Source organism: Faecalibacterium sp. I3-3-89, from assembly GCF_023347275.1.
In the GTDB taxonomy this organism is placed as follows: domain Bacteria; phylum Bacillota; class Clostridia; order Oscillospirales; family Ruminococcaceae; genus Faecalibacterium; species Faecalibacterium butyricigenerans.
In genome coordinates this window covers 1,355,428-1,380,965 of sequence record NZ_CP094468.1, presented here as the reverse complement: position 1 = coordinate 1,380,965, position 25,538 = coordinate 1,355,428, and the positions used below count along the sequence as shown (strand labels likewise).

Here is a 25,538-nt window from a genome sequence, read left to right as displayed (position 1 = left end):
GCAATATAATAGATACCGTCTATACAGATTTTATGATAACATTGATACGGCATTCGTGTCAATCATCGGAAAGGCAAATGCTAAGTATGTTAAAAAGAGATTTTTGGTATGATTTACCCAAAGAGCTGATCGCACAGGAGCCTGCGTGCCCCCGCGACGCGGCCCGGCTGATGGTTTTGAACCAGAAGGATGATAGCATCCAGCACCACATCTTCCGCGATCTGCCCGAATATCTTGAGCCGGGCGACCTGCTGGTGGTCAACAACTCCAAAGTCCTGCCGGCCCGTATCGTGGGCGTCAAGCAGCCCACCGGCGCGGTCTGTGAGCTGCTGCTCCTGCGTCAGGTGAAGGGCGACCAGTGGGAGTGCCTTGCAAAGCCCGGCAAGCGGATGCAGCCCGGCACCAAGGTCAGCTTCGGCGACGGCAGCCTGACGGCCATCGTGGACGAGACGCTGGAGGACGGCAATAAGTTTGTCACCTTCTATTATGACACCGAAACGCTCTACGAAAAGCTGGACGAGTTCGGCAAGATGCCGCTGCCGCCCTATATCACCAAGCAGCTGGAAGACCAGAGCCAGTACCAGACCGTCTATGCCAAAGAACTTGGCAGTGCTGCCGCCCCCACGGCGGGCCTCCACTTCACACCGGAGTTGATGGACACCATCCGCGCCAAGGGCGTCAACATCACAGAGGTGACGCTGCACGTCGGTTTGGGCACCTTCCGCCCCGTGCAGGAAGACGAGATCGCCGACCACAAGATGCACAGCGAGTGGTACTCCGTCAGCGAGGAAACGGCAAAGCTCATCCATGACACCAAAGCTGCGGGCCACCAGGTCATCGCCGTGGGCACCACCAGCTGCCGCACGCTGGAAGCTGTCGCCGCAAAGTATGGTGAGATCCGAGCTTGCAGCGGCAACACCGACATCTTCCTCTATCCCGGTGTTAAATTCAACTGCATCGACGGTCTCATCACCAACTTCCATCTGCCCGAAAGCACCCTCATCATGCTCGTGTCGGCCCTCTATGGCTACGAAAAGACGATGGCCGCATATAAAGTGGCTGTTCAGGAGCGTTACAGATTCTTTTCTTTTGGCGATGCGATGTTTATACGAGGCGGGAACGACCCGGAAGATAAAAAGTGATGAAAAAGTCCAGAATCCATGCGGGTTTCTGGACTTTTTTCTTATTCAAATGTTTTGTACGAAAATCGCAGCTCTATTCCGTTTTTGAGCAAAATTGAGGTGGTAAGCCCGTCTTTTATGCAAAAGTTTGAAGCCGAACGCTTATCAAGAAGCTGCCGGGTCAGGAAGAACTTATTCACACTCGAACAAGTCGCGGGGCGTAAGGTCAAGAATATCACAAAGACCGAAGACCATCTCTGCTTTGGGGAAACTTGCACCGCTTTCATAATTGCAGACTGCACTGGTGGTAATGCCAAGCTTTTCTGCAAGTGCCTGCTGTGTAAGTCCCGCACGCTTTCGGGATTCACGGATAAGGATCGCTGCGCGTGTGGGTTCACGAGACATATCATTCACCTCGACCAAGAATTTTAAAAGCCTACTAACAAATTTATATCATTTTTGAGTATAAATAACAAGAAGTTTCCGTGCACCCGTTGCGATGACCACGAAATTTCTGAAAACGTCCTTATAAAACGCCTTTTGGTCCTGTCCAGCCGACGGCGGCTGGGCGCTCTGCCAAACCGCCAGAGACGGTTGAAAAATTTTGTGCAATTTTCATAGTTTTCTTCACGCTATTTTGGTGGTACAATAGAGGCAGAATCCAAGTAACTTTCAGGAGGAGCCGCATGGCAGAAAAGAGCATTGAATTAGACAGTGTGGAGATCGCAGCCGCCGTATTCGGGAACTGTGACCGAAACATCCGAATGCTGGAGAAGGAGTTCTCGGTAACAGCGGTATGCCGCGGCACGATGCTACGCATCTCGGGCGAACCGGCAAATGTCGCCGCCGCTGCCCGCGCGGTGGAGGGGATGCTTCTCCTTATTGAGAATCACACGCCTCTGGAAGATCAGACGGTGCGCTATTGCCTGAGCCTTGCACACGACGGCGAAGAAAAGCGCGTCCGGGAGCTGACCGAGGACTTTGTGACTGTGACGGTCAAGGGCCGCCCCATCCGTCCCAAGACGCTGGGCCAGAAGGAATATCTCAACGCCATCCGAAACAACGCCATCACATTCGGCGTCGGCCCGGCGGGTACCGGCAAGACCTATCTTGCCGTTGCAATGGCAGTCAAGGCTTTTAAGGCAAAGGACGTCTCCCGCATCGTGCTGACCCGCCCGGCGGTAGAGGCAGGCGAGAAGCTGGGCTTTCTGCCGGGAGACCTACAGCAGAAAGTAGACCCCTATCTGAGGCCTCTGTATGATGGCTTGTTCGATATGCTGGGTGCGGAGACCTACGAGCGTTTGGTAGAAAAGCAGATCATCGAAGTGGCTCCGCTGGCCTATATGCGCGGCCGGACACTGGATGATTCCTTCATCATTCTGGACGAAGCTCAGAATACCACCCCGGAACAGATGAAGATGTTCCTGACCCGTATGGGCGTCGGCTCCAAGGTCGTCGTCACCGGCGATGTCACCCAGATCGACCTGCCCGACCGCACCCGCAGCGGCCTTGTGGACGCATTGCAGGTGCTCAAGGGTGTGAACGGCATCGCACAGTGCTACTTTACCGAAAAAGACGTGGTGCGTCACCGTCTGGTGCAGGAGATCATCAAGGCCTACGAGGCAGCAGCGCACCCTTCCAAACACTGAGCCAATAAAAAACCGGCGGCACGGAACGATACGCAAAAAGCCGGAGCATCCATGGAATAGAATGTAAAACGAAAGGAGCGGACGATTTATGTCCAATAAAGTTTTGATCACCAATTCCCAGAAAGCCATCAAGGTTCCCTCGGGCCTTCGCATCCTCATCCGCCGCGCCTGCAACGCCGTGCTGGAATACGAGCACTTTGATGACCCGGCAGAGATCAGCGTGACCTTCGTGGATAACGCTGCCATTGCCGAGCTGAACAATCAGTACCGCAACAAGCCAATGCCCACCGATGTGCTGAGCTTCCCGCTGGGTGAGAATGGCGTCTATGATGTAGACGAGAACAACGGCTGTAAGATGCTGGGCGACATCGTCATCAGCATGGAGCGCGCACAGGAGCAGGCAACGCTCTACGGTCATCCGCTGCAGAGAGAGGTCGCGTTCCTGACGGTTCACTCGATGCTCCATCTGCTGGGCTATGACCACGAGAACGGCGGTCTGGAAGCCATGCGGATGCGCGAGAAGGAAGAAGCCGTCCTCACGCAGCTGGGCCTGCCCCGCACGGTGAGCTACACGGAATAAAAGACAGGAGTTCTATTTTGAAAAACGAAACACCGATCCAGAGCCATTATGATACATCCTCTGTGTTCGTGGCGGTCATTGGCCGCCCGAACGTGGGCAAATCCAGCCTGACGAACCTGCTGGTGGGGGAAAAGGTGGCCATCGTCACCTCGAAGCCTCAGACCACCCGCACCCGCATCACCGGTGTCATCACTCGTGGGCCGCTGCAGTACGTTCTGCTGGACACTCCCGGTGTGCACAAGCCTCATAACAAACTTGGTAAGCGGATGGATAAGACAGCCAGCGACTCCATCGCTGATGTTGATGTGTCCATGATGCTGTTCGAGCCTTATGGTGCCCTGAACGAGTCAGAGATGGTTCTGATCGAGGCCCTGAAAAAAGGCGGTCCGGCGATCGCGGTCATCAACAAGACCGACCTCGTCAAAGACCCGGCGGACCTTGAGGCCCGCAAGGCGGAGCTGAAAGCGCTGGGCGTGTTCGACGACGTCTATACGGTCAGCGTCCGCGATAACGACCGCTGCGAAGAATTATTCGATGCTCTGAGCCGCTATGCAGTGGAAGGCCCTCACTATTTTGACGATGACGCTTACACCGATATGCCCGAAAAGGAGCTTGTGGCGGAAGTTATCCGGGAAAAGGCACTGCTTTATATGAGGGACGAGATCCCGCACGGCATCGCGGTCGTGGTCGAGCGCTTCAAAGAGCGCCCCGGTACAGACCTTGTGGACATCGACGTGAACATTTACTGCGAGCGGGAGAGCCACAAGGGAATGGTCATCGGAAAGGGCGGCGCGATGCTGAAAAAGATCGCCAGCGCAGCCCGCACCGACTGCGAAGAGTTCCTCGGCTGCCGTGTCAATCTGCAGTGCTGGGTAAAGGTCAAGGCAGACTGGCGTGATAACGAATTCATGCTCAACAACTTTGGCTTCAAGCAGCAGCCCAACCGCTGAGTTCCATAACAGGACAGATTTCCCGGGGATAGCGCAGTACCATAGAGGTGACACTATACCGTATGGAAGGAGCGTTGTCCGATGAAGGTGGAACTCAGCTGGCAGGCTTTTGCCTGCACCGGTGATATTCTGTGTTATCTGGACTACAGGCGGCAGCTTGCCCAACAGCGGCCCACCGCCCCGGCAGGAGAAAAAACAGATGGATACCATTGTGACGCCGGGCCTTGTCCTGAAGGAGACTCGGTATAAAGAATCAGACCGGATCATCACGCTCTTGACACCGAGGCTGGGCATCATCTCAGCCTCGGCGCAGAGCAGCCTGCGGCTGAAAAGTAAACTGTTCAGCGCCTGCGGGCTTTTTTGTTACTCAGAGTTCGTGCTTGTTCCCGGACGGAATATGTATACGGTACGGGAGGCAGACGTCAAAAATGTCTTTCACGGCATCTCGTCCTCCATCGAGGGGATGAGCCTTGCCATGTATATGGCAGAGATGGCCTCGGCCCTTTCGCCGACCGGAGAGGAGGCAGAAAAGGAACTGCGTCTTCTCCTCAACTGCTTTTACATGATAAGCGAGAAAAAAACAGACCTCAAGGTCATCAAAGCGGTATTCGAGCTGCGCACCATGAGCGAGTGCGGATTTCTGCCTCAGCTGGTCTACTGCCGCGACTGCGGCACCTACGACGGCCCGGCCTTTTACCTCGACCCGGCGGAAGGCTGCCTGCTCTGCGAGGCCTGTGCTCAGAAGGCAGGGAAGAAGTGCAATCTGGATGCTGGGGCGCTGTTTGCGCTGCGGCATATCTGTCTGGTCGAGGATAAGAAGATATTCGGCTTTCGCATCTCTGTGGGCAGTCTGGCAAAGCTTGCGGCCGTATCAGAACAGTATGCTCTGACGCATCTGGACAAGCCGTTGAAGAGCTACGACTTCCTGAGATCTGTTCTGTCGTGAAAAATCAAAAAATCGATTTAGTATAGGGAATTACTATGGAAACAAGTTATTTGAAAACGCTGGAGCTGGACAAGATCATTGCCCGGGCAGCGGAAGGGTGCGTGTGCAAGGAGTCGCGCGAAAAGCTCCTTGCGCTCGAGCCTCAGTGCGACCCCGATGAAGTGCGGTATGCGTTGGAACAGACCGACGCCATCAACTCGCTGCTCATCAAGAATGGTTCGCCCCGTTTCGGCGGGGTAGAGGGCGTCAGTCAGCTGGCAGCCCGCGCAGTCAAGGGTGGCGTCCTCTCGATGGGCGAGCTTCTGATGGTCGCAGGCGCACTCCGCAACTTCCAGAACCTCGTCAGCTGGTATGGTTCCTCGGAGCACGACGCCCTGCCGACCGATGATCTGTTCTACGCGCTGGCCCCTCAGCCCGGCTTGGAACAGCAGATCTCGAGCGCCATCCTTGCGCCGGATGCAATGGCAGATACGGCCTCGCATACCCTGAACGACCTGCGCAAGAAGATCCGTGCAACGGAAAACAGCATCCGCGACCGTCTGGAAAGCATGGTCCGCAACATGGACACCTCCAAGCATCTGCAGGAAAGCGTCGTCTCCATCCGGAATGGCCGTTATGTCGTGCCCGTCAAGAGCGAGTATCGCGGTGAAGTAAGCGGCATCATCCACGATGTCTCGTCCACTGGCGCGACCGTTTTCGTTGAGCCGCAGGCCGTCGTGGAGGCGAATGCGCGCATCCTGCAGTACCGCGCACAGGAAGCGCAGGAGATCGAGCGCATCCTTGTGGCATTCACCGGTCAGGTCGCAGCCATCGAGCCGCAGTTCCAGTATAGCTACAAGGCAATGCTGGAGATCGACGTCCTGCTGGCAAAGGCCCGCCTTGCGCTGGACATGAAGGCGTTCAAGCCCACTGTCCGTACAGACACCTCTTTTTCCCTCATTCGGGCGAGACATCCGCTCATCGATGCAAAAAAATGTGTGCCTGTCGATATTTCACTGGGCAGGGACTACGATTCGCTCATCATTACCGGCCCCAACACCGGCGGCAAGACTGTCACACTGAAAACGGCTGGTCTGCTTTGTGCAATGGCGCAGTGCGGCTTCCTCATCCCGGCGGATGAGCGCAGTGAGATCTGCGTCTTTGATGAATTTCTTGTGGACATCGGCGATGAGCAGAGCATCGAGCAGAGTCTGTCTACCTTCTCTGGTCATATGAAGAAGATCACCGGCATCCTCGAGCTTGCCATGCCCCGCACGCTGGTGCTTCTGGACGAGCTGGGTGCAGGTACCGACCCGGCGGAGGGCGCAGCGCTGGCGGTTGCGATCATCGAAGAACTGCGCCGCCGCGGCGTGCTTCTGATGGCGACCACTCACTACGCAGAGCTGAAGGTGTTCGCTCTCGAGACAAAGGGAGTCGTCAACGCCAGCTGCGAGTTTGATTTGGAGACGCTGCGCCCGACCTACAAGCTCAGCGTGGGCGTGCCGGGCAAATCCAACGCCTTCCTCATCAGCGAAAAGCTTGGCATCCCGGAGCGGGTCATTGAGGCGGCCCAGCAGCATCTTTCGGCAGAAGACAAGCGTCTGGACGCCGTTCTGGGCCAGCTGGACGATTTGAAGCTGCAGCTCAAGGCCAGTCAGGACGAGGTCGAGGGCCTGAAGAATGAGGCTGCACATCAGCTGGATGCTGCCCGTCAGAAGCGCGACGAACTGATCCAGCAGGGTGAAAACGAGCTGGAAGCTGCCCGTGCCAAGGCCCGTGCACTGGCGCAGGAGGTGGAGAGCAAAGCCTACGCTTTGACCGATGAGCTGCGCCAGCTCCAGAAAGACGAGCGGATGAACACCCAGCAGAAGGCACAGCGTGCCCGCGAAATCGCCAAGAAAGAGTCCGAGAAGCTCTTTATGGGCACGGAGGTGGTGCATAACCCCGTCAAGGAGTTCGTGCCGCTGAAGGAGGTCAAAGTAGGGCAGGAGGTCTGCATTGCAGAGCTGAATCAGCTGGCTACGGTGCTCTCGCTGCCGGATAAAAACGGTGATGTGCTGGTGCGTGCCGGCATCATCAAGACCAAAGTGCCGCTCAAGGGCCTCAAGCAGCCGGAAAAGCTGGTCAAGGAGGCGAAGCCTCAGACCAAGGCCCAGCAGCGCTACTCCCGCCTGACCGGCGATGTCAATCGTCCCAACGGCAGGGTAGAGAGGGTACAGCGCACCGCAAAAATGGAGTGCAACCTGCTGGGTCTCACGGTGGACGAGGCTCTGCCGGAGGTGGATTCCTTCATCGACCGCGCTATCCTGAACGGACAGACTGTGGTGTATCTCATCCACGGCAACGGCACCGGCGCACTGCGCACCGCCATCCACAAGCATCTGAGGGGCAACCGGATGGTCAAGAGCTTCCGTCTGGGCCGTTATGGCGAGGGTGAAAGCGGCGTCACCGTCGTTGAGCTGAAGTAAAGCAATGGCAGCCGGACGTTCAAATCCAAAACACACCCGTAGAAGGAAACAGCGCGGCCCATCTGCCGCGACGGTCATCAGCCTTCTGGTGTGTGTCGTCTGCTTTGGTGCAGCGTTTCTGCTCTGGAATGCTGCGCTGTCTGGTGCGGACAGGAATGAGACAGGGGAGTCTTTTCGGCCTGTCGTTGGTGACCCGCCTTATCGGGTCTGTATCGACGCCGGGCATGGCGGAAGTGACCCGGGCGCAAGGGGAGTCGTTGAAGAAAAAGAGATGACGGCTCAGACGTCTGAGGCACTGCTTACGCTGCTGGAGGCTGATCCCAATTACATCCCTCTGCGTTCCCGCGAACGCTATGACATTACTGCAAAGCCCAGCGAGAGGGCAGAGTCCATCAACGCCCAAAGCCCGCAGCTGCTTCTCTCCATCCACGGCAATTCAGCGCCGGAGGGTTCTGCCGCGTCGGGCTTTGAGTGTTATCCGTCTGTTCCGGGCCGTACATGGCATCAGGAAAGCTACTACTTTGCCCAGCAGCTGTCACAGGGGATGGGGGCCGCAGGCGCAAGGCTGCGCGGCCACGGCGGCATCCGATACATCTATTATCAGGGAGAGGTAAAGCAGCTTGTAGAGAGCACCTACACCGAGGTGAGAGGCGAGCGAAGCTTTACGCTGCTGGAAGATGTAAACTGTCCGGCCGTTCTGGCAGAACAGTGCTTTGTGACCAGCGAAGAAGATGTGGCACGGTTCGGCAGTGAGGACGGCTGTAAAGCCGTGGCGCGGATCTACTATGAGGCCATCTGTGCATACTTCGGGACACAGCCGTTGGATACGCCGCAGTCATAGGTCGGATGTTCTGAGCAGCCCGAATTACCGTGCCTATTCAAAAGGGGAATCATTTCCAGAAAAGTAAATCAGAGAAAAGGCTCAGAGGCCTCCGAAACCTGCGTCATCAGAAGAAGGCAGGAGAAGGAGGCCTCTGTTTTTGAAATTTATATAATTTCGTATAATGCAGGTTATACGAAACATAGGGGAGCGAAAAAGCCCTCTTTTCCGGATTTCGGGCCTTTCCAGCGGCTTCTGAGCCTTCTGGGCTGGCTGGAGCGTTTTTTCGCATTTGGCACAGTTATGTTATTTAACGCAACCGCAATGCAGTATTTTATATGTTTCTTGCAGTCTTTATAATCGTCCGGTCTCTCGCAGAATCTTTTCCAGCTCTAATGTCCAGCACTTCGCCGCTCGATTTGGATGCGGCATACTCACAACGAGCGTTTCTTTTTCCGAACGGACTGAACAGCTCGTATAATACCATAACGCTGTCTGTCCATTGGGCTTGACCCACTCGGCGTCATCCGCAAGTATCTCATCGTGCAGAATGTTCGATACCAGCCCCCAGCCGCCGGTCAGAATAATATCCGGTTCATACAGTTGTATCTGACGTTTCAGCCTGTTTGCATCCTGCCGGGCGGCCTGCCGTACCACCTTTGCGCTTGCATGGGCGCTGCCGGAACACTTTTTGAGGTTTATCACAGCGATATTCCTCACCATATCATCCAGAGCTGATTTTGGCACAAATTCCCAATATGAGCTATTCAAAATCATATTTGCCCAGCGTGCGACGTTATTCCACGTCCGGTAGTAAGTTTCGCTTCCACCATGAGAAAGGAACTCCACAAGGCTTCCTCTCAAAGCATTCGTTTCCTTCAATAGCACGACGATATGCTTTCCGTCCGGGAGTGCCGCCCAGCGCTCATAGTCTACGATGCCGTCGGTGTTAAAGCAGCACGGCTGCACAAAGGACGCCGACCATTCTGCCATCATCATAGCCTCGTCGCGCCGAAGCTGCTGTATCTGCTCAGATGTCATCATTTGTCGGTACTCTCCGTATTCGCAAGGCTCGACACATCTACCCGGAAGCCCTCCTGCGCGGCACCCTCAAAGGCCTCCATCGGGCCGCCCGGTTCATCATTTTCAGACTCATCCGATGAAGGATCGGCAAATTCCCCTCTGCTCTCCCCTGTCTCCTTTGATGTTGTATCCAAGTGCGCCTTTTTGACCTCGCCCAGCGGGTTCTGCTCAATGGCCGCACGCACCTGAAATTCTTGCAGGTGCGTATAGATCTGGGTCGTACCGACACTGCTGTGGCCCAGAAGCTGCTTGAGGGTCAGAATGTCCACATTGCCGGTCTGATACATCAAGGTCGCAGCCGTGTGACGGAGCTTATGCGTCGAAAAACCGCGCAGACCCGCCGCTTTCATTGCTCCTGTCACCAGCTGCTCTACCCTGCGGTTGGAAATGCGCTCTTTGCGCCGCCGGGTGATAAAGACCGCTCTTTCCTTGGGGTTCAGGCCTTCCATCGTGTTGCGTTTGTTCAGATAGATCTGCAAGGCCTCAATGCAGGCATCGTTCAGATAGACCATCCGCTCCTTGTGGCCCTTACCGAACAGACGAATCTGCCGCTGTTCCATGTCGATGTCACTGAGATCCATCCCCACAAGTTCCGAAAGACGCATTCCACAGTTCAAAAAGAGCACCACCATACAGTAATCCCTCTCGGGAAAATCGCTCTGGGTCTGGGTGCTTTCCAGTAAGTCCATCGACTGTTCTGCGGTCAGATATTTGGGCAGGACTTTATCCTGCTTGGGCGGCTTGATGGAGGCTGTGGGATTCTCTTTGAGCAGATCGACCTGATTGACCAGATAATCATAAAAGCCATGGAGACTGGCCAGCCGCCGGGCCGTCGAAGATTTTTTGTTGCCGCATTCCCGGTTCAGAAAATACAGGTATTCGTAGACGTCTTCCTTGGTCACGCTGCCCCAGAATGCCGTATCAAGGCCCTTGGGGTCAATGTCCTTGATCTCGGCGTTCTCTGCTGCAAGGCCGCGCCGACGCTTCATAAAGCGGCTGAAATTGCGCAGGTCGCAATAGTAGCTGAAGGCTGTATTCGGGCTTTTTCCTGCGATGACTTCCAGATAGCGTACATACGCGACGATGTCCGGCGAGGCATCATCAAAGGGTTTGTGTTTTTCGGGGTTTTTCTCATCCAGATAGATCGACATAGCTTCCTCTTCTTATCATTACAGACGATCGGATTTCAGGGCACGGATGGCGTCCGAGATATAGGCGGCTCCCACCAGCTTCATGCCGGGATAGTCGGCGGCATTGAGGTGCGACAGGCTGTGTTTGGGTACAACGGCGCGCTCAAAGCCGATGCGCTCAGCCTCCCGCAGACGCTGCTCCAGATTCGGCACACTGCGTACCTCACCGCCAAGGCCAACTTCGCCGATGGCGATGAGCTTATCACTCACCGGGCAGTCCAGAAGCGACGATACCATACTCAGGCAGACCGCAAGGTCGCAGGCAGTGTCCCGCAGCGTGATGCCGCTGACGATGTTGATATATACATCCAGATTGCCGAAGAAGTAGCCTGCACGTTTTTCCAGCACAGCGATGAGCAGGTTCATGCGGTTATAATCATAGCCGCTGCAGGCCCGCCGGGGAGCCGGGAAATTCGTTTTGGTCGCAAGGGCCTGTATCTCGCTGAGGATGGGGCGGCTGCCCTCCATCGTACAGGCCACACAGTTGCCGGAAACCCCCAGCGGACGGCCTTCCAGAAGCATCTGAGACGGATTCTCGATCTCCTCAAGGCCCTGCCCCGTCATATCGAACATTCCCAGCTCATTCGTCGAGCCATAGCGGTTCTTCGCGGCCCGCAGGATGCGGTATGGGAGCATCTTGTCTCCCTCAAAGTAAAGCACCGTATCCACAATGTGCTCCATGACCTTCGGGCCGGCAATGGCACCGTCCTTGTTGACATGGCCCACGATGAACATCGGGATCTCCTGCTTTTTGGCGACCGCTAGCAGACGGGCTGCACTCTCCTTTACCTGACTGACCGTGCCGGCAGAGGAGGAGATGTCCATGCACCGCATGGTCTGGATGGAGTCGATGACCACAAGCTCGGGCTTTTCCTTCTCGATAAGACCACAGATCTCGTCTACATCGTTTTCGGCGGCCAGATAGATATTGTCCTGCGGGACCTTCAACCGGGCCGCACGCAGCTTGACTTGGCGGACAGACTCTTCGCCCGTGATATACAGCACGGTGTGTTGGTTGGAGATGGCACCGCAGAGCTGCAGCAGCATGGTGGATTTGCCCACGCCCGGCTCACCACTCAGCAGCACGACGCCGCCCAGCACGATGCCGCCGCCCAGCACGCGGTCAAGCTCGGAGATGCCAGTCAGAATGCGGCTCTTCTCCTCGGTGGTGCTGATGTCAGCCAGTCGCTTTGCGGTCAGCGAAGTGACGCCCTCCTGACGGACAGGGGCAGCCGCCTTGCCGCTGGTAAGACCGGCTTTGGGTGCCTCAGCGACCACATCCTCGTTCATGGTATTCCAGCTGCCGCAGCTCGGACAGCGGCCCATCCAGCGGGGGCTTGTCTCTCCGCAATTGGAGCAGACATATACGGTTTTCAGTTTCGGTTCTTTCATTCTGGACTCTCCAATGTCGTGCTGTTTGCATTACTTTTATATACTTGTATTATCATACCACATCCGGCCCGGAGCCGCAAGAAAACCAGCCGCTTATCCGGCCTGCATCAAACGATTTGCGAGGCACACAAGCCCGGTGGCTGCGCCGCAGAGCGGGCAGAGGCAGACGGTCAGCAAGGCAAACTGTCCTACCAGAAGCTGTGCCCCTGCGGTATGGGGAATGCCGCCCCCCTTCCCGCCTCTCCCGAAGGAAAAGGCGTGGATGCGGCTGCTGACCTGTAGGGCGGATGCACCGAAGAGGCAGAGTGCCCCAGCCGCCAGAGCCGTCGGCAGGCTGGCAGTAAGCAGGAATAAAACGAGCTGCTTTCCGCCAAGGCCTGTCAGAAGCTGTGCCGAGAGCAGACCTGAGCCTGTCCCATATAGCATCGCAAATAAAAAGATGGGCAGAGGCCCTACGGCAGAAAGCCCCAGCAGAAGGAACACCGCCGCTGCGCCAAGGACGACAGCCAGTTCTGTCCCAAACAACCCCACGGCCTGCGGCGTGCTGGACGCCGCAAATGCACTGCGCCAGCAGCTCAGGTAATAGGCCAGCGTCTCCATCTCTTCGGCATCACACAGCGCCTGCAGGATGCCTGCCATCAGCGTGCCGAAGAGATAAGCCGCCGCCAGCAGGATGCAGTCCCGGCTGGCTCGAAAGCGCTTCCGCCGGGGTATCTCCTTTTGCGGCGGCTCCGGCGTATGGCTGGTCTGCTCTGCTTCTTTCATAGGGAGCGGCTCCCTCTCCGGCAATCGCGGCACAAGTGCATCCGCTTCCGTTTTCGTTTCCTGATAGACCCACATCGTGTCTTTACCCTCCTGATCTCGTCGTGTATGACCGCTGTAGCGTTTAGCCAGCATTCAGCGCCGCCTGTGCTCTGCACGCAGCATTCCGAAAATACCGCCCAGAACGCCCATCAACAGGACAAGCCCTGCCCGGACGAACTGCATCGTCCCCCACTCACTCTGGTACAGTGTGCCCAGAAGAAATAGCAGCCCCACAAAAAGTGCACCCTCTGCCGCTCCCCAGACAAGCCCTTTTCCTTTCTGCAAGAGCGCCATCAGCAGACCGCTGAGAAAACTGCCGAGGCAGACTGCCGCAGTGGCAAGCGGTGCCGCCGCGTCCTGCGTCAGACCTTGTTGGACCATCAGCCAGCCGGATCCCGCCAGACCTCCGGCTGCTGCCGCACTGCCCAGCCCGAAAACCGCCAGCAGCCCCACCGCCGGGAAATTCTTTGCATCAGACATAAAAACGCGCCTCCCTGCACCTACTGTATGCAGGAAAGCGCGTTTAAAGCACGGATCCGGGAAATTATTATTTCTTGGGGGCGTTGTCCATGTTCAGCTTCTCGACGGAGCTGATAGCGTTCTTCGTGAAGCGGATCTTCACGCGGTCAGCACCGGTCTCCAGCACGAAGGTGTCGTCCTTGATGGCGACCACACGGCCGATGATGCCGCCGATGGTGGTGACCTGATCGCCGATCTCCAGAGAAGAGCGCATTGCTGCATCCTTCTTCTCCTGCTTCTTCTGGGGACGATAGATCATGAAGTAGAGCATCACCAGCATCAGAGCCAGAGTAAAGAAGAGGCTGATGTAGCTTTCGGTCGTAGTCAGAAATTGCATGGGGCAAAATCTCCTCTCAAATTCATATGATCTTATTATACGCGCTTATCCGGCACGTTTCAAGGCCAAATCTCAAATTCGTGTGTCGAGCAGCTTGACATAGCGGTCGTGGAAGGCTGTAAAGGTGCCTGCATCCAGCTCATCGCGGATCCGCTCCATCAGATGATTGTAGAACCAGAGGTTGTGCATAACAGCCAGACGCATCCCCAGAAGCTCCTCTGCCTTGAACAGGTGGCGGATATAGGCACGGGAGTAGTTGCGGCAGGCCGGACATCCACAGGCGGGGTCGATGGGGCGCTCATCCCGCTCGTACTTGGCGTTCTTGATGTTGATGATGCCATCCCATGTGTTCAGGTGGCCGTGGCGGGCGTTGCGGCTGGGCATGACGCAGTCAAAGAGGTCCACGCCCCGGGAGACAGCCTCGATGATGTTGCCGGGGGTGCCCACGCCCATCAGATAACGGATCTTGTCCTTGGGCATATACGGCTCGACTTCGCTGATCATTTCGTACATCACATCGGTAGGCTCACCCACTGCGAGGCCGCCAATGGCGTAGCCATCGAGGTCAAGGTCAGCGATCTGCTTCATGTGCTCCACGCGCAGGTCGGCGAAGGTGCAGCCCTGATTGATGCCGAAGAGCAGCTGGTCGGGGTTGACCGAGATGCCCTCATGCTTCAGGCGGGCCATCTCGGCCTTGCAGCGCTTGAGCCAGCGGGTGGTGCGCTCACAGCTGGCCTTGGAGTAGTCGTGCTGGGCAGGGTTCTCCACACACTCATCAAAAGCCATTGCGATGGTAGAGCCGAGGTTTGCTTGAATCTGCATGCTCTCCTCTGGCCCCATGAAGATGCGGTGGCCATCAAGGTGGGATGCGAAGGTCACACCCTCCTCGGTGATCTTGCGCAGCTTGGCGAGGCTGAACACCTGAAATCCACCGCTGTCGGTGAGGATGGGTCCGTTCCAGCGGGTGAACTTGTGGAGGCCGCCCATCTCAGCCACCAGCTTGTCGCCGGGACGCAGATGCAGATGGTAGGTGTTGCAAAGCATGACCTGTGCACCGATGTCCTTCAGGTCGTGAGCGGACAGACCGCCCTTGATCGCGCCAGCAGTCGCAACATTCTGGAATGCGGGCGTCTGCACCGTGCCGTGCACAGTCTTGAACTCACCCCGCCGGGCGTTGTGCTCCTGCTTGAGCAGCTTGTAGGTCGTCAAAGAAGGCATAATGTTTTTCCTTTCTGCGCACGGAAAACAGCCGTGCATCCTGTGCCGCGTGGTCAGGCGGCAGTGTTCAGAAATTGTCAGAGTGTTTATATACAGCAAAAAAGCCCCATGTGGGGGCTTTTTATTCGGTGTAGCGCCGCGTATCTATTTTAACAGATGCTTACCGATAATGCAACTGCTTTTTGGCTGGAATCAGTGCCCGTGCGTAAAGATCACCCCGGCAAAGTCATCTGCGGTCAAGACGTAGGTTTTGTTGTCCTGCGCTCCATTGACAAGCAGCTTGGCCTCTTCCCAATTTTGGGTCCTTTTTGATTTGCATTTCAAAAAACTTCTCGGGAAATGGGGGTAATCAGCGCCCACATTCCCCTCGAAAGGCATTTTCGCAGACAAACAAAAATCCCCGAAAAGCTAGGCGCGAAGCCACTTTTCGGGGATTTTACTTTGGAGCTACTGATCCGATTCGAACGGACGACCTGCTCATTACGAGAGCGTCAATATTTCCGATTTTATAACATATCTACGCTAAAATAGAAACTACTTGCGCCACCTCTTGCGCCACCGCCCTTGCGCGGAAGGTGGCGCAGTTTCTGCATATTTACCGGTCGCTTGCCGCCCGTCCACCTCACTTCACGCTCTTCTTCAGCCGCTCAAACTCGGCGTCGGCCTGAATGGCCTCCTTGGTGAAGGAATTGTTGAACCACCAGGTGACCAGCGCAGACACGGTGGTGAAGCCGGTGGAGATGAGCTGCTCGAGCTGGGCGCTCTCGATGGGCAGCACGGGCTTGCCCAGAGCGCTCAGGATCTGGTTGATGAGGGCCAGAGCCAGCACAGCGGTGCGGGCGATGGTGGCAGCGGAGACGGTGCGGGGAGTGGTGATATGTGCGTTCATGGTGTCAAATCCTTTCTCTTTCGTGTTCGTTTGCTTCTAAATCCTTGATGCGGTGGTTTGCCACCTTCATCTGCTCTTCCAGCACAGGCACGCGCTGGGCAAAGTTGTTGTGTGCCCGCACTTCCCGGGTCAGCTCTTCGAGCTTTGTATCCGTGACTGCCTGACTGCGGCTGTTGGCGATAAGCACACCGATCAGAGTCACAGCCCCGGTGATAAGGGCGGCCAGAACGGTCTCCATCGGAATCACCCCCTCACATACTCCACCGGCTCTTATTCGCCCGGGTGTCGATGTGCACCCAGCCGGTCTTGCGGGTGGAGTGCTTTGCGTCCTTCGGGTAGCGCCCGATGCCGCCCCGCCCGGGCAGCAGGGTCTCGGCGTAGGCGGCCACAGTGGCCACGTCCACACCTTCGACGTAGAAGTCTGCTGCCCGACCCAGCAGGTGCTGGCTGGACTTGCTGCCGCCGACGGCGGCATTGTGGGCAGCGGTACGGTAGCCACTGGTGATATGTACCGGCTTGCCGAAGTGCTCCCGGATGCACTGGAGCAGCACCACAAGCTCCTCGTCGAGGAGCACGACGTCGCTGCCCTTGCAGCCGAACTCCCGCACCTTGAAGCTGGGCGAGAGCCGCCGGGTGGAGTCCCGGGACATGGAATATTCTTTGATAGCGATAGAGAACACGACCTTTCTTTTGAGCAGCCCCGGGGTGGGGCTGCTTTTCGTTTTGTCAGTAGTAGTGGTAGCCCTCGACGATGTAAGAGGCTCCATAAGGTTTATAGACGGAGTTGTAGCCCACAAATCTCAAAAGACCCTCGCTGCTGAAGCTTATCTCCGCGCTGCCAGGTCGGATGCTGGAGCCTCTTGCAAGCTTGGTTCCATTTGGCACTGCGTAACCAGGGGTGTTCGAGTCGCATGATTGGCAGGTCAATTTTACATAATCGACTTCATCTGGGAGCGTCAGTAAGCCGTCGCTTTTATAGGTGAAGGATGTCGCGCCGGTGTACACCAGCTTCCCATCCGGGTACGACTTCTGGTTTATCAGGCGCACGAGCTCTGCCCGGGTGAAGGGAGGGATACTTACAGAACCGAGTGCCATGGTCACACCTCCCATGCTGCCGGACAGGCAGCGCTGAAGGGGTGCGGCTTGTCAGGCCGACTCAAACAAATCGGGGGGGTAAGAATCAGAAAAACAGACGAATCAAAGTTGTATTTGCTCATTTTGTGCCTCCGCTCAGATATACTGATAGCCCTCGACGGTGAAGCTGCTGAAAGCATAGTAGCTAGGATAGCTATAGCTGATCTTTCCGTTCGAGGCAAAAGTCACCGTTGCGTAGGCATCCACAGCGCCAGAACCGTTAGAGGAGTCAGCTTGTCTGATAGTCGTGGTGCCCGTGCAGCCTCGTGCGATCCGGACGTCCTTGTAGGCCGTCTCCCTCTGCTTGACGATGATATAGTCCACCCCATCCGGCGCAGTAACGCTCGAACTTCCGGACTCGCCCATCGCCGCGCTCCAAATCAGCTTGCCATCCATTCTTCCGGTAAAAATATTGTCTCGCAGCTCGACGCCGCTCTGAAATCCTTTACCGGCACAATCAAGAAGGAACTGATTGTTGATGCATCTGCCCAGATGATAGGCGATGCGGTTGTTTTCGCCGCCCTTCAGTGTGATGCGGGAGTTCTGGATGCAGCATTTTTCGAAGGGGTCTGCGGAGGCCGTCCACTGGAGCAGAGGATGACCATGGGACGCCTTGCTGCTGTCGTTGTAGATGTCGCAGTTGTCCACAACCACACCCCCTTCGCCTTTCAGGCGGAATGTCGAACCGGCGCGACAGGTGCGGATAGAGCAGTTTTCAAATCGGATATTGTCGCCTTCGCTGGCATTCAGGCCGATAAGCCATGCGGGGTCTTTGCCACGCTCTGCATACTTTTTGTCATCCACCTCAATAAAGTTGCAGTTCGAGATGGTGACATCCCTCAGATGACCGGCCCAACCCCAGACAGCCAAAACTTCGTCGCCGCCTGCTTTATAGATGTCACAGTTTTCGATCCGGATATTCTGTCCGATGAATCCGGCCTTACCCTCGCGGATCCAGATGCCGCCTGCACGGGTGCCGGTCAGCTGCTTTAAAGTGCAGCCCCGGATGAGTACATCCCGGTTGCCGCGATATACGTCGAGGATGTTGTGCTCGGAATCGATGTTGTCGTGCAAGTCCCATTCCAGCGTGCAGTCCAGAAGCTTGAATCCGGTACACTCGAAGATTTTGATAAGCTCCATCGCGGCACTGGACGGGCTGGCGATAAAATGCAGCCCCTCGACCGTGGTGTTTGTCATCTGACGGAAGAGGAGCACGCGGTCTTTTGCAAATACTTTTGCGCCGTTGCCCTCGATATACAGACCGTTCAGCGCTGCAAAATCAGCCCCATTGCTCCACAGGTAGGTCTTACCAGCGGAGAAGCTCAGGTGCTTTCCCTGCTCGCAGGCAGCTTGTGCCGCCGCAAGGATAGCCTCCGTATCATTCGCCACGCCATCGCCCACCGCGCCGAACTGCTCGGGGGTGAGGGCCGAGGCGGCAGTGCCGCTGTCTCCCTTCTCGCCCCGTGGCAGGGTCAGGTTCAGCTTCCCGTCCTCGATGGATGCCGCCGCACGGTCGCCGGTGGTCACGGTGCCGATGGTCAGGTCCGTCCCCGCCTTCCCCGCCAGCTCCTCCGCCGCTGCAATGCCCTCTTCCATGTGGTTGAGCTGCGCGGCGGTCAGGACGGTGTTGTCCGTAAAATCCTGTTTTTCGTAACTCATAGTCTTAGCCTCCTGTGCCAAGTATCATCCTGCCAAGAACGCCACGTCCCAGCAGTGCAGTGTTGGATGCCTGCTGTTCGGTCGTGGGGCCCACCAGCATGACCTGCATCTGTATTTCTCCCTCGGGCACGTCCTCGACCCAGAAGGTGATCGTGCCGTCCTTCGTCTCGCATACGGTGGCCATGCCTGCCGCGATTGCCGTGCTGAGGCTGTCGAGGGCGGGCACGGCAGACGGTACAGTCACCTCCCGGGCAGCACGCAGTGCAGCAGTGTATTTGTGGGGGTAGTGCGGCAGGTCGGTGCAGTCCTTCCAGCCCTCCGGGGCCAGAGTGATCGTCCACAGTCCCAGATAGCCGCCGGCATAGCCTTCTAGCAGGATCATGCGGTCGCCCACAGCCTTGCTGTCTGCTGCTGCGCCGGAGACGGCCAGAGTCTTGTCCACCCGCACGCCGCTTCCCGCCACCGGACCGGCCACCACAGCGCCGCCCGCGTTGCCCAGCAGCGTTACCTGTACCCGGATGTCATCGGGCGGCTTTACTCTGGCGTAAAAGCGGACAAAGCTGTCCCGCGCTTCGCAGTAGGGCGGGCATCCCGCTTCCTGCGCCGCAGTGCCGTAACCGTCCGGGTAGGAGCCCAGCGCTACATAGCCGGTCTTTGCGTCCGGCAGCGGTACGTCCTGCATCAGGGGCCAGCGGCTCGTGCTACTCGCTTTCTCCCATCTCTCCGGCCACAGCGTCAGTAGCCAGCTGCCCCGGTATCCGCTGGCCCCGCCGCTCTCGCCGGGGTACAGCACCGCGCCGCTGCTGTTATAGATAGGCTCACTCATCTGCCGTCACCTCCGCTCGGGCCGTTATCACCACATTGCCGGTCACCTTCTCAATGCGCACCACGCCCGTTCCGGCGTCCCACGCAGTCCCGGTAATGTCCTCTCCGTCCATTTTTATCACGACCTCGGCCAGAGTGTATCCGCTTTCCGTGTGCAGGGTGGCTTTGTAGGCCCGGCCCTTCGCTACCACGACGGCGGTCTGGTCGGTGGTCACGTGGCTCAGTCGGTTCACGATGCTGCACCAGACGAGTGCCCGGCTCACCGTCACGATGCAGACAGCCGTTACGCCTCCGGCTGTCGCCGTGATCTCGGCGCGTCCCTCGGCCATGCCCCGCACGATGCCGCCCTCCACGGTGGCGGTCTCTTCGCTGCTGCTCTGCCATACCACGGTGCGTTCGTCGGCGTTCTCGGGCCGGACGGTGGCCGTCAGGCGGGCCGTGCTGTCCACGCTCAGCTCGAGCGTGCTGCGGTCGAGCGTCACGCTGCTCACCGGTACTCTTGCAGCGCTCACCGTCACGGTACAGCTGGCCGTCTTGCCGCCCACGCTGGCCCGGATGATGGCCACGCCTGCCGCCCGGGTCGTCACCACACCGCTGTCCACCACGGCAGCTTCTTCGTTGGAGCTGGTCCATACGATGCTGCTCTGGGGGATGCTGGTGGGCAGCACCGTGGCCGTCAGGGTGGCGGTTCTGCCCTCCGTCAGCTCCAGCGTCCCGGCGCTCAGCAGGATGCTGGCCGCTTTCAGGCCATCCTCCGACACTTCTACGTTGCAGGCCGCTTTCACACCGCCCGCAATGGCTGCTATTTCCGTCGTTCCGGTGCAGATGGCCGTCACCTCGCCGCCGGTCACACAGGCCGTCTCCGGCGCGGCGCTGTACCACACCACAGTCTGGTCGGCGTTCTCCGGGCTGACCGTAGCCGTCAGGGCCGCTTTTTCCCCGGGTCTCAGTTTTAAGGTGGTCCGGCTCAGGGTCACAGCCTCTACCTGTACCTCAGCGTCCTGCACCCGTACCATGCAAAATGCATATTTCCCGCCGCTGGCTGCGAGGATGGCCGCAGCGCCCGGCCCTCGGGCTGTCACGACGCCGTCTTTTACCTCAGCTACGTTCTCGTCGCTGCTGGCCCATTCCACCGGCCCTTCCGGGTCGGCGGCCGCGTCCAGAGCGGCGGTGCCGCCCACGGTCAGGGTCACGACGTCGTCACTCAGGCTCACGCTCTTCACGGCGGGCCGCACCAGTACGGCGCAGTCTGCGCTGCATCCGTCTGCCCGGGCTGTGATCCGCGTCCCGCCGGGTACCCTTGCCGTGATCACGCCGTCCGCCACTGTGGCCACTTCTTCGTTGCTGCTCTCCCACAGCACGGTCTGCTCCGTTGCATTCTCGGGGCTGATCCGGACTCCCAGCGCCGTCCGTTCTCCCGCATACAGGGTCAGGCTGTCCCGGGTCAGCGTCACCGCTCTCACTGGCACCTTCGACCATACCCTGCTCAGGGTGTCCAGCAGGGTGTCGGCGGTCTTGGTCTGATAGGCGGCTTCCCGCAGCAGACGCATCAGCAGGCGGCGCTCCTCCTTTTTGGGGGCAAGGTTCGCCGCCCGGTTCGCTGCCTGAGTGGCAGCGGTGCAGGCGTCCAGTGTCTCATTTGCCGCGCCCCGGGCGCTGGCAGCGCTCGCTGCCGCAGCCGTGATGTCCGCCTGCGTCCTTGCCGCCGCAAGGGCAGCGGCGTTTTCGGCGTCCTCGGCATCCATCCGCTCTTTCTGTGTGGCAGCTGCACCCTTCTGGGCGGCATCTGCCGCAGCCTTGGCCGTCTTGGCCGCTGCCTTGGCGTCCGCGCCTTCGTTCATGGCCGTGTTCACGGCCTGCTGTACCAGCGCCACGAACTGGGCGTATACGCTGGGGTCTACGTCCTCCACCGTGCCCGAAAGCTCAATGGTCTCGTAGCAGTCGTATTTCGCCGGGCAGCTCATGGCGGTGTAACCGTCTGCGCTCTGGGCCAGCAGCATCCATAACCCCTGCCGGGCAGCAGTGAACCGTCGGTCGATGGTCACTTCCCGGCTCTCGTTCAGCAGCACCGGCTGGGGCAGTGTGCCGCCCTCCTGCTCGATGTGCAGGGTCACAGCCATCCCGTCCCACTCCTCCGGCAGCGCGAAGCTCAGGCTCTCCACGCCCGCCGTTCCTACGCCGCCTAAGTGCAGCACGCCCGGCTCGGCCCGCCAGCCCATCCCGCCGAATCGGTCCTTGATGATCCTTACTTTCACTCTGAGGCTCCTTCCTTTGAGAAAGGCTCCCCTCGCTAGGGGAGCTGCTTTGCAGCGCCGCCGTCAGGCGGACTGCAAAGCTGAGAGGTTCCCTTCCGGTCTACTGCCGCTCTCAGTAGGGCAGGCACTCTACCAAAAGCCTATCACGTCTCTCACTTCAAAACTACTGCGGACTTATTCAAGCCCGCAGTAGTTTTGTAAGGTCTCGCCGCAGGCGAGCACGGGTTGCGGACATACAAAAAGAACGAGCACCCCGGCTCACAGCCAGAGTGCTCGTTCTTTTCTTAAAACTGATTCAGAATATCGTGGTGTCCGATGTCCAGCAGCAGTATGATGGTGTCTCCGTCGTATTGCCATATGACCCGAACATCCATATTGACACTGAACTCAAACAAATCTGTTGTTCCCTGTATCCGTTTTGTTCGCAGTGACGGGTATAGCGGATCTTGCATCAGCAGTTCCAGCTTCTTTTTCAGCTGTGTCCGTTCTGCTGCCGACAGCCGTTTCACGTTCTTGACGAACCGCTTGGTAAATGTGATCTTGTACGCCATCAGCTCACTCCATCCAACATCTCAAACAGCTCGTCAACGGTATCAAAGACCGGCTGTTCACCGGCTGCGATCTTCGCCTTTGTTTCATTGATCTCGCTGCGCAGCTCGTCCAGATACTTCTTGGGGTACACGGCCACCGGCATGATCTGGATGGTTCCGTCTTTTTCCACGATTTCCAGCTTGTCGCCCTCGTGCAGGCCCAGCCGTGCCACGATGTCCTTCGGGATAGTGATCTGAGACTTGGTCCTCAGCTCTGTCAGCATATCTGTCAGCTCCTTTGCATCGTTGGATTTTCCAACTTTCTTACCATCAGTATACGCCAACCGCGCCGGAATATCAAGTCATTTTTACTTCACCCCCTCCCACCAGTTCTTCTCGTCCTTCGCCTTCTCCGCCTTCTTGTCCGCATCCTTCACCCACTGCGCAAAGTTCTTTTCCTCGTACAGCGGGTTCCCGTCTGCGTCCTCGAGGGCCAGTAGCTTCTTTTCCAGCCTCTCCCGGTCGCTGTCGTTTCCGGCCAGATACTCCTCCTTTACGGCCTCGGTGATCTTGCTCTTGATGCTGCCCTTGTCCTTGCCTGCGGTCATCAGCCGGTTGATCTCGGCCTGCACGTCCTTCACCCGGCCATTTTCCACTTCGTCCAGCAGGTCAGCGTACACGCTGGCGTCCTTGTCCCGGCCCTTTTCGGCCAGCAGCAGCTCGTTGGCCTTCTCGTTCACAGCGCCGGTCACTACGTTGACCAGCTCCGTCCGCCGGGCAGAGTCTTTGTTCCTCACGTCCAGTCCGTCCAGCAGCTTCTTGAAGGCCGCTTGCCGCGCCGTCTCCGCCGCTTTCTCCTTGCCCGCGTTCTGGGCCTTGGCCGCCGCCAGCACGTCGGCGTCGTACTGCTTCAGCCGCCTTGCCAGCTCGCTGTCCACCTTGTCCGTCTTGTTCATCTGTTCCAGCTTCTTCATCGCCGCAGCAGCCTCCTCGCTGTCCCCGCTCTGGATGGCGTTGTACAGCCGGTTGTACTGCCCGGTGGCCGAAGAGGGCGTCGAGCTAAAGCTAAATCCTTCGCCTCGGCCGATGGCCTGTGCGTCCTCCCAGTATCCCTCGAAAGCCTGCATCACCTTCCGGATGTTGGCCGCCGGTACGCCGTAGAGTTCAAGGCCGCACTGAATGTCCTTCAGCACCGCCTTGTTCAGCTTCTGGTGGTGCGCTGCAAGCTCTTCCTCGCTCATCTCGCCAGTGTCCGTCCGCAGCAGCTTGACGGTCTTGGTAAAGGCAGCAAACAGGTCGTTCACCGCACTGATGTTGGTGGCGCTCACCACGTCATAGTCCTTGCCGTCCCGGGCGTTGGTCAGGGCGCTATAGATCTCCGAGCCGTACAAAAAGTTTCCGGCTGCACTCTCGGTGTACAGGTCGAAAAACCGCTTGCCCACGCTGGCCGCCGTGATGTCGCCGTTCTCGTCCTGCTCCTTGTCCCACCGGTGGAGCAAAAAGTCCGCGCCGATCTTCATCAGGGCAAATACCGCCGTCTGCACCACCTGGCTTGCCGCCGCCCGGCGCAGGCTCTGCCCGGCCCGCTGTACCTCGGCCTTGTTCTCGGCGCTCTGGTCGGCAGCGTACCGCGCCTTCTGGGCCTTGTAGTCGCCTACTGCGTCGGCCAGGATGCCGTAGTTCTGGAAGCGCTGGGTGGTAAACATGGTCAGCGTCTTCACAAACTCGTTGTCGCTGCGCTGGATGCCCGCCCGCTGCATGGTGGTGTAGTTGGGCTGGGTCTCCTCGATGACCCGCTGGTACATCTTGTTCACGGCTTCCCAGTAGGCTTCGCTGCCCTTCTCCGCGGCACCCTCGCTGAATTCTGCTGTATGGTGCTCCACATACCGCTTCGCGCCCTCCCACAGCGCGGCCACCGTGATCTCGTCCATGCCGGTGATCCAGCCGGTCACAGCAGGCATGGCTTCCGACGCTTTGGCCACAAGGTTTTTGTGCGCGCCGATGGAGCTCATCTCTCCCCGCTTGGTGCCGCGCAGGCGGTATTGCAGCAGGGCGTCGCCGTGCTGGCGTATCTCTGCTTCCAGCGCGGCCCGCTGTTTGCCCGAGAAATTCTTTGCGAAGGGCAGCACCGCCGCCATGGTGTCTGCTCCCAGCACAGCGCCCGCCGTGGGCAGACTGGCCGCCTGCGCGATGGCCACGCCCGGGTTCACGGTCAGGATGGCCCCGGCGTAGTTGCCCCGCATCCGGTCCAGCGCCCGGCTCATGGTGCTGCTGCGGTGCCGCTGCCTGGTCTGCAGGTCGGTCAGCAGGTCATTGATCCGTAATTGATTTCTCTTTACTTGATCTATCTTTATTTAATTGCGTTGGTTTTTCCTGCGTAGGCTTTTCCTGCGTTGGATTATCCAATGTTGGATTTTCCAATGTAGGTGAATCCGGCACAGGCTGGGGCTGTTCATAAATGATGTAATCCGCCCCGCGCAGGCGGCCTTGGCTGTCACGCTCACGGGAACGCACGATATAGCCCGCCTGTTCCAGCTCCCGGACAGCCGCCCGGATCGCGTCGATCTGCTCCCGGTTGATAAGGGATAAGCCTTTCAGCGTAAAGTCCCAGCTCTCCGGCAAGGACAGCATTTGCGACAGCAGCCCCTTGGCTTTCAGGGACAAGTCCTTGTTCCGCAGGTGGTGGTTGGACATCACCGTATAGCCCCGGTTTTTCTCCACTCGAAAAACTGCCATCTCGTCGTCCACTCCTTTCACTTGAAATTTCACCGCGCCGTCAAGGGCGGTGAGCTTGCCCGGCTGGTAGGGACATTCCTCATACACACAAAACTGGTACTTCCAGTGCGGGCGGTAGAAACGGCAGGTGCCGCAGTCCTCCGGCGCTCCGGCCTCGCCGTTGTCAAAATGATCTGCGCCCGGCCTCGTCTGCATGAGCTGTTCAAAGGCCCGGTCGCTGCCGGAAGTAAAGTACATAGGCGGTCGCCTCCTTTCTGTTTTTGGGCGCAAAAAAGCGGCGTCCTGATCTCCCCAAAGGGGAAAAGAGAACGCCGCTGTCTGCGGTGTCGTATTCAATTTTCGATGTGTCACTATTTGGGCGCTGGGCTTCACGGGAAGCAGAAGCGTGTCAAAGCTCAATCCGAAAGTAGTAAATCGGTAGTAAATTCAGTTCTTATATCCCGTGAAATGCCCG

25 protein-coding genes and 1 pseudogene are annotated in these 25,538 nt (G+C 58.0%); 7 read left to right on the top strand and 19 right to left on the bottom strand.

The genetic code is table 11. The features are described from left to right. Nucleotides 1–86: 86 nt before the first annotated feature. Nucleotides 87–1,142, top strand: a complete 1,056-nt coding sequence (queA, locus tag MTP38_RS06430) for a tRNA preQ1(34) S-adenosylmethionine ribosyltransferase-isomerase QueA (protein ID WP_249234628.1) — start codon at nt 87–89, stop codon at nt 1,140–1,142. A 171-nt stretch (nt 1,143–1,313) separates the two neighbouring features. Here queA and MTP38_RS06425 read toward each other — a convergent pair whose 3' ends face one another. Then, nucleotides 1,314–1,526, bottom strand: coding sequence for a helix-turn-helix domain-containing protein (locus MTP38_RS06425; RefSeq protein ID WP_227620845.1), 213 nt, complete (start codon nt 1,524–1,526; stop codon nt 1,314–1,316). Between the two features lie 281 nt (nt 1,527–1,807). On the opposite strand from MTP38_RS06425, the gene MTP38_RS06420 reads away from it, so the two are divergent. The 6 genes from MTP38_RS06420 to MTP38_RS06395 all read left to right on the top strand — a co-directional run bounded on the left by MTP38_RS06420 (nt 1,808) and on the right by MTP38_RS06395 (nt 8,534). Next, complete coding sequence (locus MTP38_RS06420; protein ID WP_227620846.1) at nt 1,808–2,770, top strand: PhoH family protein; 963 nt, start codon at nt 1,808–1,810, stop codon at nt 2,768–2,770. Nucleotides 2,771–2,858: 88 nt separating this feature from the next. Beyond that, nucleotides 2,859–3,350, top strand: coding sequence for an rRNA maturation RNase YbeY (ybeY, locus tag MTP38_RS06415; protein WP_015564134.1), 492 nt, complete (start codon nt 2,859–2,861; stop codon nt 3,348–3,350). A 17-nt stretch (nt 3,351–3,367) separates the two neighbouring features. Then, nucleotides 3,368–4,300, top strand: a complete 933-nt coding sequence (era, locus tag MTP38_RS06410; RefSeq protein WP_249234627.1) for a GTPase Era — start codon at nt 3,368–3,370, stop codon at nt 4,298–4,300. A gap of 199 nt (nt 4,301–4,499) precedes the next feature. Next, entirely contained in the window at nt 4,500–5,246 is a 747-nt protein-coding gene (recO, locus tag MTP38_RS06405; RefSeq protein WP_227620848.1) for a DNA repair protein RecO, read from the top strand. A 35-nt stretch (nt 5,247–5,281) separates the two neighbouring features. Beyond that, nucleotides 5,282–7,693, top strand: coding sequence for an endonuclease MutS2 (locus tag MTP38_RS06400; protein WP_249234626.1), 2,412 nt, complete (start codon nt 5,282–5,284; stop codon nt 7,691–7,693). A 4-nt stretch (nt 7,694–7,697) separates the two neighbouring features. Next, nucleotides 7,698–8,534 carry an N-acetylmuramoyl-L-alanine amidase family protein gene (locus MTP38_RS06395; protein WP_249234625.1) on the top strand — a complete coding sequence of 279 codons (837 nt, stop codon included), beginning with the start codon at nt 7,698–7,700 and terminating at the stop codon, nt 8,532–8,534. 333 nt (nt 8,535–8,867) lie between these two features. Here MTP38_RS06395 and MTP38_RS06390 read toward each other — a convergent pair whose 3' ends face one another. The 18 genes and pseudogenes from MTP38_RS06390 to MTP38_RS06305 form a co-directional block, all read right to left on the bottom strand. Beyond that, nucleotides 8,868–9,557 carry a hypothetical protein gene (locus tag MTP38_RS06390; protein WP_249234624.1) on the bottom strand — a complete coding sequence of 230 codons (690 nt, stop codon included), beginning with the start codon at nt 9,555–9,557 and terminating at the stop codon, nt 8,868–8,870. Next, nucleotides 9,554–10,747: a tyrosine-type recombinase/integrase gene (locus tag MTP38_RS06385; protein WP_249234623.1), complete on the bottom strand. Its 1,194-nt coding sequence runs from the start codon at nt 10,745–10,747 to the stop codon at nt 9,554–9,556. The genes MTP38_RS06390 and MTP38_RS06385 overlap by 4 nt, the downstream gene beginning before the upstream one ends. Nucleotides 10,748–10,765: 18 nt before the next feature. Next, entirely contained in the window at nt 10,766–12,178 is a 1,413-nt protein-coding gene (gene radA / locus MTP38_RS06380; RefSeq protein ID WP_256466387.1) for a DNA repair protein RadA, read from the bottom strand. Nucleotides 12,179–12,271: 93 nt separating this feature from the next. After that, nucleotides 12,272–12,943: a hypothetical protein gene (locus MTP38_RS06375; RefSeq protein WP_249234622.1), complete on the bottom strand. Its 672-nt coding sequence runs from the start codon at nt 12,941–12,943 to the stop codon at nt 12,272–12,274. 132 nt (nt 12,944–13,075) lie between these two features. Continuing rightward, nucleotides 13,076–13,462: a TIGR04086 family membrane protein gene (locus tag MTP38_RS06370; protein ID WP_249234621.1), complete on the bottom strand. Its 387-nt coding sequence runs from the start codon at nt 13,460–13,462 to the stop codon at nt 13,076–13,078. Nucleotides 13,463–13,529: 67 nt separating this feature from the next. Beyond that, entirely contained in the window at nt 13,530–13,838 is a 309-nt protein-coding gene (yajC, locus tag MTP38_RS06365) for a preprotein translocase subunit YajC (RefSeq protein WP_227620856.1), read from the bottom strand. Nucleotides 13,839–13,910: 72 nt separating this feature from the next. Continuing rightward, the gene (gene tgt / locus MTP38_RS06360; RefSeq protein WP_249234620.1) at nt 13,911–15,056 is read right to left on the bottom strand and encodes a tRNA guanosine(34) transglycosylase Tgt; all 1,146 of its coding nucleotides are present in this window, start codon (nt 15,054–15,056) and stop codon (nt 13,911–13,913) included. 622 nt (nt 15,057–15,678) lie between these two features. Next, the gene (locus tag MTP38_RS06355) at nt 15,679–15,945 is read right to left on the bottom strand and encodes a phage holin (RefSeq protein WP_249234619.1); all 267 of its coding nucleotides are present in this window, start codon (nt 15,943–15,945) and stop codon (nt 15,679–15,681) included. Between the two features lie 4 nt (nt 15,946–15,949). Continuing rightward, complete coding sequence (locus MTP38_RS06350) at nt 15,950–16,183, bottom strand: hypothetical protein (RefSeq protein ID WP_249234618.1); 234 nt, start codon at nt 16,181–16,183, stop codon at nt 15,950–15,952. Between the two features lie 13 nt (nt 16,184–16,196). Then, nucleotides 16,197–16,616 (bottom strand): YcbK family protein, encoded by a 420-nt coding sequence (locus MTP38_RS06345; protein ID WP_249234668.1) that lies wholly within the window; start codon nt 16,614–16,616, stop codon nt 16,197–16,199. Nucleotides 16,617–16,671: 55 nt separating this feature from the next. Continuing rightward, nucleotides 16,672–17,040, bottom strand: coding sequence for a hypothetical protein (locus MTP38_RS06340; protein WP_249234617.1), 369 nt, complete (start codon nt 17,038–17,040; stop codon nt 16,672–16,674). A gap of 135 nt (nt 17,041–17,175) precedes the next feature. After that, nucleotides 17,176–18,738 carry a right-handed parallel beta-helix repeat-containing protein gene (locus MTP38_RS06335; RefSeq protein WP_249234616.1) on the bottom strand — a complete coding sequence of 521 codons (1,563 nt, stop codon included), beginning with the start codon at nt 18,736–18,738 and terminating at the stop codon, nt 17,176–17,178. 4 nt (nt 18,739–18,742) lie between these two features. Further along, nucleotides 18,743–19,564: a hypothetical protein gene (locus tag MTP38_RS06330; RefSeq protein ID WP_249234615.1), complete on the bottom strand. Its 822-nt coding sequence runs from the start codon at nt 19,562–19,564 to the stop codon at nt 18,743–18,745. Beyond that, nucleotides 19,557–21,818 carry an Ig-like domain-containing protein gene (locus MTP38_RS06325; protein ID WP_249234614.1) on the bottom strand — a complete coding sequence of 754 codons (2,262 nt, stop codon included), beginning with the start codon at nt 21,816–21,818 and terminating at the stop codon, nt 19,557–19,559. The genes MTP38_RS06330 and MTP38_RS06325 overlap by 8 nt, the downstream gene beginning before the upstream one ends. 284 nt (nt 21,819–22,102) lie before the next feature. Beyond that, the gene (locus MTP38_RS06320; RefSeq protein ID WP_249234613.1) at nt 22,103–22,369 is read right to left on the bottom strand and encodes a type II toxin-antitoxin system RelE/ParE family toxin; all 267 of its coding nucleotides are present in this window, start codon (nt 22,367–22,369) and stop codon (nt 22,103–22,105) included. Then, nucleotides 22,369–22,632, bottom strand: coding sequence for an AbrB/MazE/SpoVT family DNA-binding domain-containing protein (locus MTP38_RS06315; protein WP_249234612.1), 264 nt, complete (start codon nt 22,630–22,632; stop codon nt 22,369–22,371). The genes MTP38_RS06320 and MTP38_RS06315 overlap by 1 nt, the downstream gene beginning before the upstream one ends. Before the next feature lie 84 nt (nt 22,633–22,716). Then, on the bottom strand, nt 22,717–24,612 hold the full coding sequence (locus MTP38_RS06310) for a hypothetical protein (RefSeq protein WP_249234611.1): 1,896 nt from the start codon (nt 24,610–24,612) through the stop codon (nt 22,717–22,719). Between the two features lie 52 nt (nt 24,613–24,664). Then, nucleotides 24,665–25,321, bottom strand: a pseudogene (locus MTP38_RS06305) (DUF6017 domain-containing protein); the annotation flags it as partial. Nucleotides 25,322–25,538 lie beyond the last annotated feature (217 nt).